Below are 14,877 nucleotides of genomic sequence, written 5' to 3'. Positions count from 1 at the left end.
CTTAGGGCCATCCCTTTCAAGGTGTTCTGAAATTGCGCTTGACGTGAGCTCGCCGGGGCCGCTGCGCGCCCCTTTCGCGACACAAGGCCGCTCCCACATGGACGGCGCCGTGCAGTGACTCTCATGTATTGAACAAAAAATGGGCAACACTCCATCCTGTGGGAGCGGCCTTGCCGGGGCGCCGGACCGGTCGGAAAGGGCTGCGCAGCGGCCCCGGCGAGCTCAAGCCAAAGAAAAATTCAGAAAAATGCAGAGACCTTGAAAGGGATGGCCGTAAGGGTGGAAGGGGCCCGAAAAGTCACCACACCAAATGGATAAGCCCCCAACCTAAAAGCCCCAGCCCCCAAAAAATACGCTTAAAAGCTCACAGACGCCGACAACCGCGCAGTCCGCGGCGCCCCCTGGAACAGATAATTGTCGCCCAGGTAATCCCCAACATCCCGCCAGTAACGCTTGTCGAACACGTTATCCACAGTCAGCCGCAGCACCGTGTCATACCCCCCGATCCGGGTCCGGTAACGGCTACCAATATCAAAAACGGTATACCCGCCAACCTCCACCCCGCCAGCCTGGCTAGCATACTTGCTGGCACTGTAACGAGCCCCACCAAGCACCGCCAAACCCGCAATCGGCAAGCTGTAATCGGCATGCAGCGCGGCCCGCAGGCGCGGCACATTGATCGCCTGATGGCCTTCGTAAATTTCAGTACCGCTATCCTCGACACGAGCCCGGATCGCGGCGGCGCTAGCCTGAATCTGCAAGCGGGAAGTCACCCAGCCACTGGCACCAAGCTCAACCCCGGTATTTTTCTGCTGGCCCTGCTGCACATAGGTGTTGTCATCAGGCCGCACGTATTGATTGGCCTGGCGGATCTGGAACAGAGCGGCGGTGAAACTCATGCCCTGCCAGTCGCGCTTGATACCCAGTTCAAGCTGGCGCGAGAGGGTAGGGGCAAGGATCTCAGCGGCGTTGTCAGCAAACCAAGGCGCGGTGCCACCTGCAGACAAGCCTTTGGCGTAGCTGGCATACAGGGTGGTGTCCGGCCGCGGCTTGTAGATCAGCGCGGCGTTGGGCAGCAACTGGTATTGCTGGGTGTGCCGGCCGGCAGCACCGTTTTCGTCCCAGGTTTTCTCGTCCAGGCGCACTTCACGGGCGCCGAGCACGGTCTGCCATTGCTCATTGAAGCTGATCCGGTCGCTGACGAACACGCCATACTGACGGCTGTCCAGGCGCCGTTCGCTGGCGCCGATGGGGCGCTCTGATGGCGCCACTTGCGGAGCACCGGTGTAAATGTTGCCGGGGAGTTCCAGGAACTCGTTGTAATACGGCCGCTGATCAAGCGTGCGCCGTTGCGCGCTGCTGCCCACGGTCAGTTCGTGCCCCAGGCCCAGCGCGCTGAAGCGGCCATTGAGCATGGCCTGGACTTCGTCGGTACGGCGGGTATCGTCAGGGCTGCGGAAGTCGTAGATGTCGTAATTACCTTCCGGGCTGAAGTAGTTCGGCACCGCCGCGCCGGCGCAGCTGTCCGAGCCATAGCAGCCCCAGGCAAACGCACTGTAGTCGTCAATCACCACCTTGCTGCGCGAGGCACTCACGCTCGCCGTCCAGTCGTCATTGAAGCGGTACTCGAAGCGCCCGCCCAGGTTCAGCGAGTCGTTTTGCACGGGCTTGGCCCATTGCTGGTAGGCCAGGCGATCCTTGGGGTCGATGCCATGCGGCACTTCAGTGCCACCGAGCAACTGATAACCGGGCACCGAGCGCTGCTCGCGGTGCTGGTATTCGGCATCCAGCTGCAGGGTGGCATTGGCGCTGATCTGCCAGTCGAAGGCCAGCGAGGCGAAGTCACGATTGCCATCGGCATGGTCGACGTACGAGCGGATGTCCTCATGGGCGAGGTTGGCGCGCAGGCCAAACTGGCGTTCGCTGCCAAACCAGCCGCCGAGGTCGGTGGCCAGGTAGCGCTCGCCCTGTTCGTTGGTCAAAACGGTCACGCTGCGTACATCTTCGGCGCGCTTGGTTACATAGTTGACCAGCCCGCCGGGCTCCGACACGCCGCTCTGCAACCCGGACAGCCCCTTGAGCAGCTCGACCTGTTGTTTGTTTTCGAGGGCGACGTTTTGTTCACCGGCGATGGTCTGGCCGTTGATCTTGTAGCTGCTGGCGGCATTGAGCTCGAAACCGCGCACGTTGAAGTTTTCGTAGTAGCCGATGGGCGCATAGCTTTCGCCGACCGAAGCGTCGCTTTGCAGCACTTCGCTGAGCTTGCGCACCTGGCGGTCCTCCAGCAGTTGCTGGGTGAACACGCTGACCGCCGCCGGGGTGTCGAGCAGGGGCGCCGCCTGCAGGCCGCCGACCTGCGCCTCGCGGGCCTGGTAGCCGCTGTTGCCGTAGACGTCCGAAACCTGCAAGGGGGCGAGCGTGACGCTGTCGTCGGCCAGACCGTGGCCGCTGTGCAGGGCGAGGCCAAGGCTGAGCAGGCTCAGGGGCAGGCGAGGGCGAAGCGAGGTCATGCAAGGCTCCTTGAAGGGCGGACGCGCCGTTATCGGTCGGCTGCTGTCGACGGGCTGAAAGGCTGGGTGCGAGTGCGGGCAGGGCGCCTGACGGTATTGCGCCGGCCAGGCAAAAGGGGCGCCATGTTAGCAGGCGCAGATGCACCGGGCGCCGCTATTTAAAGGGCGCCCGGTTAAGCAAACGATTCAGCCATGCGGGAATTCAGCTGGCGCTTGGGCCTTGCTGGCGGCGACGCCAGCTGTCGTCGATCTTCGACCAGGTCTTGCCATCGGTAATGGCCATCAACTTGCGGCCGTCCTTGAAGGTGGCGAGGAAGGTGGCTTCTTCTTCCTTGCCACCCAGCCAGAGCCCGGCGATCAGGCCGACCGGCCCGGCCACCAGGGCGCCGGCCATGCCCCAGCCGAGCGCGGTGCCCAGGCTGCGGTTGGTTTCCAGGCTGGCGAGCTTGAGCTCCTGGATGCGCGCGAGGGAGATTCGTTCTCCGGGGGAGGGGCTGCGAGGGGTCTTGAGTGTGAGCGATCCATTGCGATACTCGCCTTCACCTTGCAAGAAATCGCCGGATTGCACCGTGAGTCTTGTCATTGTGTCGTCCTGTCTGTGGGAGGGCATTTGACCAACGCCTATCCAGCGCTTGAGGGCTCGGCAAGTCAACGAGCACGCGACGGAGGGTCGTCCGGCCGGTTGTCGCCTACCGGCCCGTTTCAGGCTGACACTTCTGGGGCTGCACAGCAGCCCCAGGGGGTTACAGCCAAATACCCATCACGCCGACTGCATCAGGAATTTGCGTTTGCGCTCCGCCAGCCCCCAGACCACCAGCGCCAGGGTACCGATCACCACCCCAGCGACCACGATCCCATTCCAGCCACTGCGCTCGAACAGCTGCGTACCCAGCAGCGACCCCAGCGCGCCACCAATGAAGTAGCAAGTGATATACCCCGCGTTCAGCCGGGTGCGCGCTTGCGGGCGCAGGGCAATCACGGCGTTCTGGTTGCTGACGTGCACCAGCTGGACCGCCAGGTCCAGCACCAGCACGCCAATCAGCAAGGCCAGCAGCGAATGCTCGGCAAAGCCCAGCGGGATCCACGCCAGCAGCAGGGCCAGCAGGCCAACCGTGGTGCCCAGCGAGCCCTTGCCGCGATCAGCCAGGCGCCCGGCCCAGTTCGCCGACAGGGCGCCGGCAGCCCCCGCCAGGCCGAACAGCCCGATCACTGCCTCGGAGTACTGATACGGCTCGCGCACCAGCAAGAACGCCAGCGGCGTCCAGAACAAACCGAACAGGCTGAACGCCAACAGCCCCAGCAGCGAGCGCAGGCGCAGCAGTGGCTCCTCGACAAACAGGCGGAACACCGAGCCGATCAGTGCCGGGTACTTCAGCCCGGCATGGCTGTTGTGCTGCGGCAGGCTGCGGTACAGGGCGATGGCACTGATTGCCATCAGCACCGCGGCCAGCACATAGATGCTGCGCCAGCCGCCGAGCTCGGCCATGAACCCGGCCGCAGTGCGCGCCAGCAGAATGCCCAGCAGCAGCCCGCTCATCAGCGTACCCACGGCGCGGCCGCGTTGCTCCGGTGCGGTGAGGCTGGCGGCCATCGGCACGAGGATTTGCGCGACCACCGAAAACAACCCGGTCAGCGCCGTCCCCACCAGCAACCACGGCAGGTTCGGCGCGCAGGCACTGATCACCAGGCCGAGGGTGGCGATGGCAATCATGCAGACGATCAGCCGGCGCTGTTCGAACAGGTCGCCCAGCGGTGCCAGCAGCAGCAAGCCGGCGCCGTAGCTGAGCTGCGCGGTGATGACGATGGTCCCGGCGCTGGCAGTGCTCAGGCCGAACTGCTCGGCGATGCTGTGCAGCAGCGGCTGGGCGTAGTAGTTACTGGCCACCGCCAGGCCGGTGGCGGTCGCCATCAGCAGGATCAGGGCGCGACTGAGGGTCGGGGCGTTCATGGAAAATCTCGTTGCGGGCAGGGGAAAGGTGCGCACAGTATCGGTAGATAACAGTCATGACGCCAATGTATAGTTTTCAGCCTTTCTATCTCGTTTACAGATCAATCGATGAACCTCAAGCAGCTCGAATACGCCTTGGCCGTCGCTGACACCGGTAGTTTTACTCGCGCGGCCGAGCGTTGCCACGTGGTCCAGTCGGCGCTTAGCCATCAGGTCGCGCGGTTGGAGGCGGCGTTGGGGGTGAGCTTGTTCGAGCGCACGTCGCGACGGGTGCGCCTGACCCCGGCCGGCGAAGCGTTCGTGCTCAGCGCGCGGCCGGCGCTGGAGGCGACTCAGCGGATTGCCGATGACGTTGCGGCGGCCTGCGGGCAAGTGCGCGGCAGGTTGTCGATTGGCGAGATCAGTTCGTTGACGGCGCTGGACCTGGTCGACCTGTTGGCAGTGTTTCATGGGCGGTATCCGGCGGTGGATGTGCGCTTGCTGACTGCCAAGAGCGAATTGCTAGTGGCTGACGTGTGCGAGCGGCGCCTGGATGTGGGCTTCATCGGCTTGTGGGAAGGCGAGTTACTGCAGGGCGTGCAGCACCGCTTGCTGGGGCGTGAGGCGTTGGTGGCGGTGTTGCCGCCAGAGCACCCTCTGGCGGGGAACGAGTGTTTGGCGCTGGCGGACCTTGCCGATCAGGTGTTGGTGGACTTTCCCGAGGGCACGGGCGCGCGGCGGCAGACCGATGAGGCCTTTATGGCGGCGGGGTTGGTGCGCCGGGTGCAGTTTGAAATAGGTCATATCCGCCTGGTGGAGAAGTTCGTCCAGCGCGGGATGGCGCTGGGTTTGGTGCCGGAGCGCACTGCCCAAGGATTTGAGCGGGTGAGTCTGGTGCGTTTGACCGATGCGCCGGTGCGGCATGTGTACGCGGTGTGGGCGAACAGTCCGACGCCGGCGGCGCGGGCGTTCTTGCAGGTGCTGGAGGAACGCTTGGCAGTGGAGGCTGTTGGCCAGGTTAGGTGATGCCTGGGCTGCGAAACGGCCCCAGGGGTTCAGCTCACATCGACCACCACGGCCACCTGCGCCACGCCAGCCACCACCAGGCGAACCTCGTCATCGATCCGCTTGCCCAGCATCGCCTGGCCGAGCGGCGAGCGCGGGGTGATCACGGTCACCTGTTGCGCGCCCTCGCCAATCTTCAACCCAGCGCCTTCGGGCCCAAGAAACAGCAGCCGTTGTTCGCCCTCTTCATCTTCCAGGGTCACCAGGTTGGTGATCTGGATGCCCCGTGCCGGGTCGTAGTCGCGCGGCAGAAGTTGTTGGTAGGTCAGCAGCGCCTGGCGTATCTCGGCGGTGCGTCTGGCCTGGCCGGTGGCCAGGTACGAGGCTTCGAGCCCGAGCGTGTCGTACTTGTTCTCGGCGATGTTTTCTTCGGCGGTGGCGGTCTCGTAGGCCGTCTGCGCTGCACGACGCAGCACCTCGACATCCTGTTCGAGGGTTTCGACAATACGGGCGAGCAGGGTGGTCTTGTTCATGATCAGTAGCAGAACTCCAGCACGTTGGCCTGGCTCTTGTCGGTGGGTGCAGTGCGGTTCTGCTGCAGCCAGAACTGGCACTTGGGCTTGTTGAGGTTACGCGGGTTGCCCTGGGCCGCTTCGGCAGCCTGTTGCGCCTCCTGGTTGTGCAGGATGTCCTTGTAGCGTTCGAACATCTGCGCCTGGGCGTCAGCAGGCGGTGCCGGCGCTGGCGCTACGGCCGCGGGGGCGATGGCCTGGGTCACCGGTTGCACCTGTTCCGGCCACAGCCGCAGCGCCAGCCACAGGCTCAGGCCGATGGCCAAAGCACCCAGCCACAGGCCAAGGGCAACGCAGAAGATCAGCTGCACGGGCTTGAGGGTGATTTTCAGTTCGCGGCGGCGGTAGCGGTCCATGACAGCCTCCTGGCAGGGCGGTAGTGCTCGGCATTGTCGCATGCGCGGCCAACATATTTTCAGCGCAGCGCTTTTGTCAGCGACAATTTATCCGCAGAATCGGCGGTTTTTCCGCGCAGCGAGGCAGTCGGTATGAAAACCACCTGGGACATCTTCTGCACGGTTGTCGACAATTATGGCGACATCGGCGTGACCTGGCGCCTGGCCCGTCAGCTGGTGGCCGAGCATGATCAGGCGGTGCGCTTGTGGGTGGACGACCTGCAGGCCTTCGTGCCGCTGTGTCCAGGGGCCGATGTCAACGCCGAGCAGCAGTGGCAGCAGGGCGTCGACGTGCGCCGCTGGCCGGCTGACTGGCAGGCCAGCGCGCCGGCGCAGGTGGTGGTAGGGGCGTTTGCCTGTCAGTTGCCGGCGAGCTATGTCGAGGCCATGAGCCAGCAGGCCAAGGCGCCGCTGTGGCTCAACCTCGAGTACCTCAGCGCCGAAGATTGGGTAGAAGGTTGCCATGGGCTGCCCTCGCCGCAGGCCAATGGGCTGCGCAAGGTGTTTTTCTTCCCAGGCTTTACTGCAGGCACTGGCGGGTTGCTGCGCGAGGGCACGCTGCTGGCGCGGCGCGAGGCCCTGCAGCAATCGCCGGACGCACGGGCGCAGTTTCTCGCAGGGCTTGGCGTCAAGGTGCAGCCCGGGGCCCGGTTGATCTCCTTGTTCGCCTATGAGAACCCGCAACTGGGCAGTTGGCTGGAGGCGTTGGCGAGCGACGCGCAGGCCACTCACTTGCTGGTGCCGCAAGGCCGGGTGCTGGCCGACCTTGGCCAGTGGCTGGGCGAGGCTGAGCTGGCGCCCGGGGCGATTCACCGGCGTGGCGCGCTGACTGTGCAGGTGGTGCCATTCGTCAGTCAGGAGGATTACGACCGCTTGCTCTGGTGCTGTGACTTCAATGCCGTGCGTGGGGAAGACTCGTTCGTACGTGCGCAGTGGGCGGCGGTGCCGATGCTGTGGCACATCTATGTGCAGGAAGAGAACGCCCACTGGGAAAAACTCGACGCTTTCCTTGCGCTTTATCGACAGGGCTTGTCAGCGCCGGCTGCGGCTGCGTTGAGCGAATTGTGGCAGGCGTGGAACATGGACCGTGACATGGGCCAGGCCTGGCGAGCGCTGCAGCCGCATTGGGCAGAACTGCGCCAACATGCGCGTGACTGGGCCGCAGGGCAGGCCGCTCGGCCGGACCTTGCCACGGCGCTAGTACACTTTTACCGAAATTCGCTATGATACGCGGCCTCGATTTTTATAAATCCATCCAGATTCGGATATATCGCAATGAAAACTGGTAAAGAAATCAAACCCGGTACCGTTCTGCGCATCGATAACGATCCGTGGCTGGTTCAGAAAGCTGAATTCACCAAGTCGGGCCGTAACAGCGCGATCATGAAGACCAAGCTGAAGAACCTGCTGACCGGCTACAAGACCGAAACCGTCTACGGTGCGGACGACAAGCTGGACGACGTGATCCTCGATCGCAAAGAAGCGACCCTGTCGTTCATCAGCGGTGACCAGTACACCTTCATGGACACCACCGACTACACCATGTACGAGCTGAACGCCGAAGACATCGAGGCCGTTCTTCCGTACATCGAAGAAGGCATGACCGACGTCTGCGAAGCTGTGTTCTTCGAAGAGCGTCTGGTATCGGTAGAGCTGCCGACCACCATCAGCCGTAAGGTTGTCTACACCGAAAACTCCGCGCGTGGCGACACTTCGGGCAAGGTCATGAAGCCTGCCAAGCTGTCCAACGGTACCGAAGTACAGGTTGCTGACTTCATCGAGATCGACGAAATGATCGATATCGATACCCGCGACGGTAGCTTCAAGGGCCGTTCCAAGAAGTAATCACTTCTTGCGACTGTTTGAAAAACCCGGCCTTGGTGCCGGGTTTTTTTTGGTTTGATCATTGGGGGCTTGTAGGTTGGGGGGGCTTATCCATTTGATGTGGTGGTGCCACTGGCCCCTTCCGCCCTTACGGCGGGTCACTTTTTTTCTTGGAAAAAAGTAACCAAAAACCGCTTGCTCCATCATACGGCCCTTCGCTGCGCTGCGGGTTCCCTCGCTCCGGTCTTGCTCCGGGAGGACCGCGCTGTACGGCCCATCCTGGGCCTCAGCGCTTTACGGCCATCCATGGCCTCCACCTCCCTGCGCAAGACCTGCGCTCGGCCTCCTGAAGTCGCTGGTAGATCAAGAGCAAGATCAAGATCAACAGCCACTGCAACGGCAGGCGAATCGCTGCGCTCTCGCTTTGTTTATTTACCAGCGGATTTGCGGGGTGGCTGGCAGGGCTGCGCCCTGCGCTTTGCATTGCCAGTACCGGCCTCTTCGCGGGACAAGCCCGCTCCTACAGGTACAGCGCCGAATTCAAAATCTGCGCCAACCCTGTAGGAGCGGGCTTGTCCCGCGAAGAGGCCCGAATATCCACCACCCATGCCACTATCGAAGACAACGCCAGCCCAGGCGCCGCCCGTAACTTCGCGACGTCAGGAGACCGGAGCGAGGGGACCCGGAGCGCAGCGCAGGGCCGGATGCAGGAGCAAGCGGTTTTTGGTTACTTTTTTCCAAGAAAAAAAGTGACCCGCCGTAAGGGCGGAAGGGGCCAGTGGCGCCCCCACATCAACTGGATAAGCCAACAATTCCAAAGCCAGCAAGCCAGCAAGCCAATCAAACAGATCATCTCCCTCAACAACCCGTGAAGAACCGTTCTATGCCTGATGGACCGTGGCGCCTCCACAGGAATGGCGCGGTCTCTGTGGGAGCGGCCTTGCCGGCGCGCCGGACCGGTCGGAAGGGCTGCGCAGCAGCCCCACTGCCGCGATCAATCAGACACTCACATGCAACCGCACATCAACATTGCCACGCGTGGCATTGGAGTACGGGCACACCTGGTGCGCCTTCTCGACCAGCGCCTCAGCGTCAGCCTGGGCCAACCCAGGCAGGTTGATCTCAAGATCAATGTCCAGCCCAAAACCACCGGGGATCTGGCCAATGCCAACCTTGGCGGTGATCGACGCATCCGCCGGCAACTGCTTCTTCTCTTGCCCGGCGACGAACTTCAGCGCGCCGATGAAGCACGCCGAATAGCCTGCCGCAAACAGCTGCTCAGGGTTGGTGCCTTCACCGCCCGCGCCGCCCAGCTCTTTCGGTGTGCTCAGCTTGACCTCAAGCTTGCCATCGCTGGCTTTGGAGGTGCCATCGCGCCCGCCAGTGGAAGTCGCTTGTGCAATGTACAGGGGAGTGACCTTTTGCATCGTGAGCCTCACATGTGTGCTGAGCGCCAGAGCGCTGGATTGGTGTGGGATTTAAATTAGCGCGCAAATAGTTAGTGCGCAAGATAAATCTGTTGCCGTTGATCCGAACGACCAGCTCACAGCATAGTCGTCACAGCCCCTGTTGCAGGCTGGCGCGCAATTCGAGCAGTTCGGCCTGCAGCTGTTGCAAGCGTTCAAGGCTACGTCCGCTGGCCTGCAGGATGCATTTGGGCACTTCCCGGGCCTGCTCGCGTAAAGCACGGCCTTTATCGGTCAGTTGCACCATCACCACCCGTTCGTCTTCGCGGCTGCGGGTGCGCTTGAGCAGGCCTTCGCTCTCCAGGCGCTTGAGCAGCGGGGTCAGCGAGCCAGGGTCGGTGAGCAGGCGATGGCTGATTTCCCCGACCGTCAACCCGTCCTGCTCCCACAGCACGAGCATCGCCAGGTACTGCGGGTAGGTCAGGCCGAGCGCCTGCAGCAAGGGTTTGTAGACCTTGGTCATCAGCAACGAGGTGGAGTGCAGGGCGAAACAGACCTGGTTGTCCAGCAGTAGCTCGTCGCATGGGGCATTGTTGTCGGCGTTCATGCAGGTCCTTGAATGATTGAGATGGAAGTCTGGCGCGCGCAGGGTGGGGCACTCATTGCCACGGTAACTCACTGCGCAGGGCCAGGTCCCAGGGTGGCAGCGGACTGAAACGGCTCTTGAGGAATTCGAGCAGCAAGCGGCTGCGAGAGTTCGTTTCATGTGCCAGGCGTAGTGCATAGATGCCGCTGGTTTCTGCTTCGGGCAAGCCGTCCTGGCAAAACAGCGGCAGCAGTTCGCCACGCAGCAGGTGCTCGCTGACCAGCCAGGTTGGCAGGTGGGCGATGCCCAGGCCGGCCAGCGCGCCGAACAGCAGGGTCTCGGCGTTGTTGGCCGCCATGCGCATGCGCGCGGGTCGATACAGTCGGGTCTGGCCGTCGACCGCGAAGCGCCAGGCGAACGGCGGCGCCAGCCCGTCCCAGTCGAGGCCGTCGTGGCCTGGCAATTGGCTGGGGCAGGTGGGCGTGCCGCGGCTGGCCAGGTAGGCCGGGCTGGCGCAAGCGATCCGCACCATGTAGGCCAATGGTGTTGCCACCAGGCGGGTATCGGCCAGGGGGCCGGCGCGCAGCACCAGGTCGACCTCGCCAAGATGGCTACCGTGCAGGTCGACAAAACTGTCGATCAGGCGCAGTTGCACGTCCAGGCCGGGGTAGGCCAGCAGGAAGTCGGCAATCGCCGGCGCCAGGTGAAGCCGGCCAAAGGCCGCCGGCGCGTCAATGCGGATCAGGCCTTCCGGGGCGTTGCTCAGCGACACCGCTTCGGCGCGGGCCAGGCGTAACTCTTCGATGATGCGCCGGGCGCGCTCGGCGAAAGCATTGCCGGCGGGGGTGGGCCGTACCGCGTGGGTGCTGCGCACAAACAGGCGGCTGCCCACGGCGTGCTCCAGGCTGTCGATGCGCCGTGCCACTGCCGAGGGGGTCAGTGGGTGACGGCGCGCGGCGGCGGAAAAGCTGCCAGCCTCCAGCACATCGAGAAACAGGCTCAGTTGTTCGGTAAGGGTATCGGGGCTCATCAGGCTTCTGCTTGTGCGAATCACGCATAGCCATTGTGCGCTGCTGTGCGTTTCGCTGCCAGCCTGCAATGGTTAGCATGCACACATTCTGTAACAGGCGGATGAGGCCCTGATGATCGAGTGGTTGATGTATATCGTACTGGGCGCAGCGCTGGGGACTGTGGGCGGGCTATTTGGCATTGGCGGCGGGTTGATCGCGATCCCTGCATTGGGCCTGCTGTTTGGCCTCGACCAGCAGTTGGCGCAGGGCACTGCGCTGGTGATGGTGGTACCGAACGTGCTGCTGGCGCTGTGGCGCTATCACCAGCGCAACCGCATCGAGCTGCGCCATGCTTTGCCGTTGTCGCTGTGCAGCCTGGTGTTTGCCTGGCTTGGTTCGATCTGGGCGGTGGGCATCGATGCGCATTCGATGCGCTTGGGGTTCGTCGGCTTTCTGGTGGCGCTGGCGCTGTGGAACGTGGCGCGGATGTTCATGCGTGTGGCGCCGCCGAGCAGTGAGCTGCGTTATGCCTGGCCGTGGCTAGGGGTGTTGGGCAGTTTTGCCGGGACCATGGGCGGTTTGTTCGGCGTGGGCGGTGCGGTGGTGGCGACGCCGATCCTGACCAGTGTGTTCGGCACCACCCAGGTGGTGGCGCAGGGGCTGTCGCTGGCGTTGGCGGTGCCGAGCACCATGGTCACCTTGCTGACCTATGGGTTGCACCACAGTGTGGTCTGGCAGGTGGGCCTGCCGTTGGCGGTGGGCGGGCTGCTGAGCATCAGTTGGGGGGTGAAGCTGGCCCATGCGTTGCCGGAGAAGGTGTTGAAGACGCTGTTCTGTGTGTTCTTGGTGGTATGCGCGGTGATGCTGGGGTTTGAGTTGTAAGGCTGTCCATGCTAGGGCTGCGCAGCGGCCCCGGCGATCTCAAGCTAAACGCAATACCGCAGAACTCACAGCGCAAACCCTTCACTGATGTACTGCGCCATGCAGTCGGTTATCGCCGACTGGCTGTGCGCATTGCGCAGCATCATCACATTGGCCACCGGCAATTGCGGCAATCCATCATTCTCACCGAGTATGCGCAAGTTGCCGCCAATCAAGCTCTGCAGCTGCGCCGTGACCGCCAGTCCCGCCGTGACGATCGCAAAGATCGCCGCCAGGCTCGGGCTGGTGTAGGCGATCCGGTAATCGATGCCCTGCGTCTCGAGTGCATTGCAGGTCCAGGCCCGGCAGAAACAATCGCTATTGAACAACGCCAACGGCATCGGTCGCTGCTCCTGCGGACAAAAGCCCTGCGCCGCCGCCCACACCAAGCGCTCCTGGCGCAGCAGTTGGCCGACTTCATGGCCCGGCTCGCGGGTGACTATGGTCAGGTCGAGGTCCTGGCGTAGCATCAGCTGCTTGGATGACTCGCAGTGCACTTCAACCTGAATCAACGGGTAGGCCTGGGCAAAGCTGGAGAGGATGCTCGGCAGAAAGCGCATCGCGTAGTCGTCGGGCGTACCGATGCGCACCACGCCGACCATGTGCGGACTGCGCAGGGTGTTGAACACTTCGCCATGCAGCTTGAGGATGCGCCGGGCATAGCCGAGCAGCACCTGGCCCTCGGCGGTCAGGCGTACCTGGCGGCCGTCGCGTTCGAACAGCTGGCGCTGGAGGACGTCTTCCTCCAGGCGTTTCATCTGCATGCTGACAGCGGACTGGGTGCGGTTGACCACTTCGCCGGCGCGGGTGAACCCGCCTTGTTCGGCAATCGCGACGAAGGTGCGCAATACGTCGGAATCGAGGCTCTGGTACTGGGACATTGCATCAATCTCCGAGATGCATGACATAAGAAACATTCGTTGGATTGATCCTAAGCCCAGCGCGAGACTGAAGCCACTTACACGGAGGGCTTCACGATGAAAGGTCATGCGAGTGTTACCCGGCAACCGGCAGTTGGTCTTGGGCAGATGATGCAGGAGGTGGGTCGGCGCCTGGCCCGCTGGCATCAGTTGCACCGTCAGCGCCAGGAGTTGGCGCGGCTCAGTGATGCGACGTTGGCGGACCTGGGCTTGAGTCGGGCGGATATCCAGCAAGAGGCCGAGCGGCCGTTTTGGGATGATCCGCTGGGTAAGTGAATGGGCAGGGACTTGCATCAGGCTTGAGCTTGCTGGGGCCGCTGCGCGGCCCCAGCAAACTCAAGCCCAAACCCAAGCCTAGGCTGCTGGCGAAAGCCTTAACGTCGTACCTGCTTCAACGTCTCGGCAATCAAAAACGCCAGCTCCAGCGACTGATCGGCATTCAGCCGTGGGTCGCAATGGGTGTGATAACGGTCGGACAGCCCCGCCTCGGTAATCGGCCGTGCGCCACCGATGCACTCGGTGACGTTCTGCCCGGTCATCTCGATGTGAATCCCGCCGGCATACGAGCCCTCGGCCTGGTGCACCTGGAAGAACTGCTTCACCTCATCAAGAATCTGCGCAAAATCGCGGGTCTTGTAGCCACTGCTGGCCTTGATGGTATTGGCGTGCATCGGATCACAGCTCCACAACACCTTGCGCCCCTCGCGCTCGACGGTGCGGATCAACCCCGGCAGATGACCGCCGACCTTGCCCGCGCCCATCCGCACGATCAGGTTGAGCCGGCCCGGGTCGTTGTCCGGGTTGAGCGTGTCGATCAGGCGAATCAGCTCTTCTGGGTTCATGCTCGGACCGACCTTGACCCCGATCGGGTTGTGCACGCCGCGCAAGAACTCTACATGAGCGCCGTCCAGCTGGCGGGTGCGGTCGCCGATCCAGAGCATGTGCGCCGAACAGTCGTAGTAGTCGCCAGTCAGGCTGTCGCTGCGCACAAAGGCTTCTTCGTAGTTGAGCAGCAGCGCCTCGTGGGCGGTGAAGAAACTGGTCTCGCGCAACTGCGGCGCGCTGTCCAGGCCGCAGGCGCGCATGAACGCCAGGGTCTCGTCGATGCGGTCGGCGAGCTGGTGGTACTTGTCGGCCAGGGCCGAGTTGGCGATGAAGTCGAGGTTCCACTTGTGCACCTGGTGCAGGTCGGCAAAGCCGCCCTGGGCAAAGGCGCGCAACAGGTTGAGGCTGGCGGTGGACTGGTGATATGCCTGCAGCAGACGCTCGGGGTCGGGGATGCGGCTGGGTTCATCGAAGCCGATGCCGTTGACGATGTCGCCGCGGTAGGCCGGCAAGGTCACCTGGCCGATGGTCTCGTCGCCGGCCGAGCGCGGCTTGGCGAACTGACCGGCCATGCGCCCGACCTTGACCACCGGGCAGCCGGCGGCAAAGGTCATGACAATCGCCATCTGCAGCAGCACCTTGAAGGTGTCGCGGATCTTTGCCGCGGAAAATTCGGCGAAACTTTCGGCGCAATCACCGCCCTGGAGGAGGAAGGCGCGGCCCTGGGTGACCTCGGCAAACTGCCGGCGCAGCTCGCGCGCCTCGCCGGCGAAGACCAGCGGCGGGTAGCTGGCCAGGGTCTGTTCGACCTTGAGCAGGTGCGCGGCATCGGGGTAGGTCGGTTGCTGCTGGATCGGCAGCGCACGCCAGCTTTCGGGGCTCCAGGGTTGCTTCATCACGGGCTCGGTACGGTCTGTTATTAGGTGCCTGTCATGGTATCAGGTGGCGGCGTGCTTGTTGCGTGTGGGGCATTCAC

16 protein-coding genes are annotated in these 14,877 nt (G+C 63.3%); 6 read left to right on the top strand and 10 right to left on the bottom strand.

Annotated elements, in window-relative coordinates; translation table 11 throughout:
- Positions 1–356 precede the first annotated feature (356 nt).
- From J3B00_RS21870 to J3B00_RS21860, 3 genes are all read right to left on the bottom strand, one after another.
- Positions 357–2,510 carry a TonB-dependent siderophore receptor gene (locus J3B00_RS21870; RefSeq protein WP_209871813.1) on the bottom strand — a complete coding sequence of 718 codons (2,154 nt, stop codon included), beginning with the start codon at positions 2,508–2,510 and terminating at the stop codon, positions 357–359.
- 202 nt (positions 2,511–2,712) lie between these two features.
- On the bottom strand, positions 2,713–3,093 hold the full coding sequence (locus tag J3B00_RS21865; protein WP_209871809.1) for a hypothetical protein: 381 nt from the start codon (positions 3,091–3,093) through the stop codon (positions 2,713–2,715).
- A 177-nt stretch (positions 3,094–3,270) separates the two neighbouring features.
- On the bottom strand, positions 3,271–4,458 hold the full coding sequence (locus J3B00_RS21860) for an MFS transporter (protein ID WP_209871805.1): 1,188 nt from the start codon (positions 4,456–4,458) through the stop codon (positions 3,271–3,273).
- A 108-nt stretch (positions 4,459–4,566) separates the two neighbouring features.
- Here J3B00_RS21860 and J3B00_RS21855 point away from each other — a divergent pair, with 108 nt between their 5' ends.
- Positions 4,567–5,463 (top strand): LysR family transcriptional regulator, encoded by an 897-nt coding sequence (locus J3B00_RS21855; RefSeq protein WP_209871802.1) that lies wholly within the window; start codon positions 4,567–4,569, stop codon positions 5,461–5,463.
- A 29-nt stretch (positions 5,464–5,492) separates the two neighbouring features.
- Here J3B00_RS21855 and J3B00_RS21850 read toward each other — a convergent pair whose 3' ends face one another.
- Together J3B00_RS21850 and J3B00_RS21845 are read right to left on the bottom strand one after the other, a co-directional pair.
- Positions 5,493–5,975, bottom strand: a complete 483-nt coding sequence (locus J3B00_RS21850; RefSeq protein ID WP_209871799.1) for a GreA/GreB family elongation factor — start codon at positions 5,973–5,975, stop codon at positions 5,493–5,495.
- Positions 5,976–5,977: 2 nt separating this feature from the next.
- Positions 5,978–6,370, bottom strand: a complete 393-nt coding sequence (locus J3B00_RS21845; RefSeq protein ID WP_209871796.1) for a hypothetical protein — start codon at positions 6,368–6,370, stop codon at positions 5,978–5,980.
- Between the two features lie 132 nt (positions 6,371–6,502).
- Between J3B00_RS21845 and earP the strand changes: the two genes are divergently transcribed.
- From earP to J3B00_RS21830, 3 genes are all read left to right on the top strand, one after another.
- Positions 6,503–7,636 carry an elongation factor P maturation arginine rhamnosyltransferase EarP gene (earP, locus tag J3B00_RS21840; protein ID WP_209871793.1) on the top strand — a complete coding sequence of 378 codons (1,134 nt, stop codon included), beginning with the start codon at positions 6,503–6,505 and terminating at the stop codon, positions 7,634–7,636.
- Positions 7,637–7,684: 48 nt separating this feature from the next.
- Positions 7,685–8,254: an elongation factor P gene (efp, locus tag J3B00_RS21835; protein ID WP_209871790.1), complete on the top strand. Its 570-nt coding sequence runs from the start codon at positions 7,685–7,687 to the stop codon at positions 8,252–8,254.
- 551 nt (positions 8,255–8,805) lie between these two features.
- On the top strand, positions 8,806–9,105 hold the full coding sequence (locus tag J3B00_RS21830; protein WP_209871787.1) for a hypothetical protein: 300 nt from the start codon (positions 8,806–8,808) through the stop codon (positions 9,103–9,105).
- Between the two features lie 126 nt (positions 9,106–9,231).
- Here J3B00_RS21830 and J3B00_RS21825 read toward each other — a convergent pair whose 3' ends face one another.
- The 3 genes from J3B00_RS21825 to J3B00_RS21815 all read right to left on the bottom strand — a co-directional run bounded on the left by J3B00_RS21825 (position 9,232) and on the right by J3B00_RS21815 (position 11,255).
- Positions 9,232–9,660 (bottom strand): organic hydroperoxide resistance protein, encoded by a 429-nt coding sequence (locus tag J3B00_RS21825; RefSeq protein WP_209871784.1) that lies wholly within the window; start codon positions 9,658–9,660, stop codon positions 9,232–9,234.
- 130 nt (positions 9,661–9,790) lie between these two features.
- The gene (locus J3B00_RS21820; protein ID WP_209871781.1) at positions 9,791–10,246 is read right to left on the bottom strand and encodes a MarR family transcriptional regulator; all 456 of its coding nucleotides are present in this window, start codon (positions 10,244–10,246) and stop codon (positions 9,791–9,793) included.
- A gap of 52 nt (positions 10,247–10,298) precedes the next feature.
- Complete coding sequence (locus J3B00_RS21815) at positions 10,299–11,255, bottom strand: LysR family transcriptional regulator (protein WP_209871777.1); 957 nt, start codon at positions 11,253–11,255, stop codon at positions 10,299–10,301.
- 112 nt (positions 11,256–11,367) lie between these two features.
- Between J3B00_RS21815 and J3B00_RS21810 the strand changes: the two genes are divergently transcribed.
- Positions 11,368–12,117: a sulfite exporter TauE/SafE family protein gene (locus J3B00_RS21810; protein ID WP_209871774.1), complete on the top strand. Its 750-nt coding sequence runs from the start codon at positions 11,368–11,370 to the stop codon at positions 12,115–12,117.
- A 65-nt stretch (positions 12,118–12,182) separates the two neighbouring features.
- On the opposite strand, the gene J3B00_RS21805 is transcribed toward J3B00_RS21810, so the two are convergent.
- On the bottom strand, positions 12,183–13,037 hold the full coding sequence (locus J3B00_RS21805) for a LysR substrate-binding domain-containing protein (RefSeq protein WP_209871769.1): 855 nt from the start codon (positions 13,035–13,037) through the stop codon (positions 12,183–12,185).
- Positions 13,038–13,133: 96 nt separating this feature from the next.
- Between J3B00_RS21805 and J3B00_RS21800 the strand changes: the two genes are divergently transcribed.
- Complete coding sequence (locus J3B00_RS21800) at positions 13,134–13,352, top strand: DUF1127 domain-containing protein (RefSeq protein WP_209871766.1); 219 nt, start codon at positions 13,134–13,136, stop codon at positions 13,350–13,352.
- Positions 13,353–13,450: 98 nt separating this feature from the next.
- Here J3B00_RS21800 and J3B00_RS21795 read toward each other — a convergent pair whose 3' ends face one another.
- Positions 13,451–14,797, bottom strand: coding sequence for a 3-deoxy-7-phosphoheptulonate synthase class II (locus tag J3B00_RS21795; protein WP_209871762.1), 1,347 nt, complete (start codon positions 14,795–14,797; stop codon positions 13,451–13,453).
- Positions 14,798–14,877: the final 80 nt, after the last annotated feature.

This window comes from Pseudomonas sp. BP8, assembly GCF_017875955.1.
GTDB lineage: Bacteria > Pseudomonadota > Gammaproteobacteria > Pseudomonadales > Pseudomonadaceae > Aquipseudomonas.
The sequence above is the reverse complement of the archived record's forward strand: the minus strand, read 5'-3'. Positions and strand labels throughout refer to the sequence as shown.

Excerpts from the sequence above, each read along its gene's own strand:
- J3B00_RS21850 (WP_209871799.1), bottom strand. The coding sequence starts at position 5,975 with ATGAACAAGACCACCCTGCTCGCCCGTATTGTCGAAACCCTCGAACAG.
- J3B00_RS21800 (WP_209871766.1), top strand. The coding sequence starts at position 13,134 with ATGAAAGGTCATGCGAGTGTTACCCGGCAACCGGCAGTTGGTCTTGGG.
- J3B00_RS21865 (WP_209871809.1), bottom strand. The coding sequence starts at position 3,093 with ATGACAAGACTCACGGTGCAATCCGGCGATTTCTTGCAAGGTGAAGGC.
- efp (WP_209871790.1), top strand. The coding sequence starts at position 7,685 with ATGAAAACTGGTAAAGAAATCAAACCCGGTACCGTTCTGCGCATCGAT.
- earP (WP_209871793.1), top strand. The coding sequence starts at position 6,503 with ATGAAAACCACCTGGGACATCTTCTGCACGGTTGTCGACAATTATGGC.
- J3B00_RS21825 (WP_209871784.1), bottom strand. The coding sequence starts at position 9,660 with ATGCAAAAGGTCACTCCCCTGTACATTGCACAAGCGACTTCCACTGGC.
- J3B00_RS21870 (WP_209871813.1), bottom strand. The coding sequence starts at position 2,510 with ATGACCTCGCTTCGCCCTCGCCTGCCCCTGAGCCTGCTCAGCCTTGGC.
- J3B00_RS21820 (WP_209871781.1), bottom strand. The coding sequence starts at position 10,246 with ATGAACGCCGACAACAATGCCCCATGCGACGAGCTACTGCTGGACAAC.
- J3B00_RS21795 (WP_209871762.1), bottom strand. The coding sequence starts at position 14,797 with ATGAAGCAACCCTGGAGCCCCGAAAGCTGGCGTGCGCTGCCGATCCAG.
- J3B00_RS21855 (WP_209871802.1), top strand. The coding sequence starts at position 4,567 with ATGAACCTCAAGCAGCTCGAATACGCCTTGGCCGTCGCTGACACCGGT.
- J3B00_RS21860 (WP_209871805.1), bottom strand. The coding sequence starts at position 4,458 with ATGAACGCCCCGACCCTCAGTCGCGCCCTGATCCTGCTGATGGCGACC.
- J3B00_RS21805 (WP_209871769.1), bottom strand. The coding sequence starts at position 13,037 with ATGTCCCAGTACCAGAGCCTCGATTCCGACGTATTGCGCACCTTCGTC.
- J3B00_RS21845 (WP_209871796.1), bottom strand. The coding sequence starts at position 6,370 with ATGGACCGCTACCGCCGCCGCGAACTGAAAATCACCCTCAAGCCCGTG.
- J3B00_RS21815 (WP_209871777.1), bottom strand. The coding sequence starts at position 11,255 with ATGAGCCCCGATACCCTTACCGAACAACTGAGCCTGTTTCTCGATGTG.
- J3B00_RS21810 (WP_209871774.1), top strand. The coding sequence starts at position 11,368 with ATGATCGAGTGGTTGATGTATATCGTACTGGGCGCAGCGCTGGGGACT.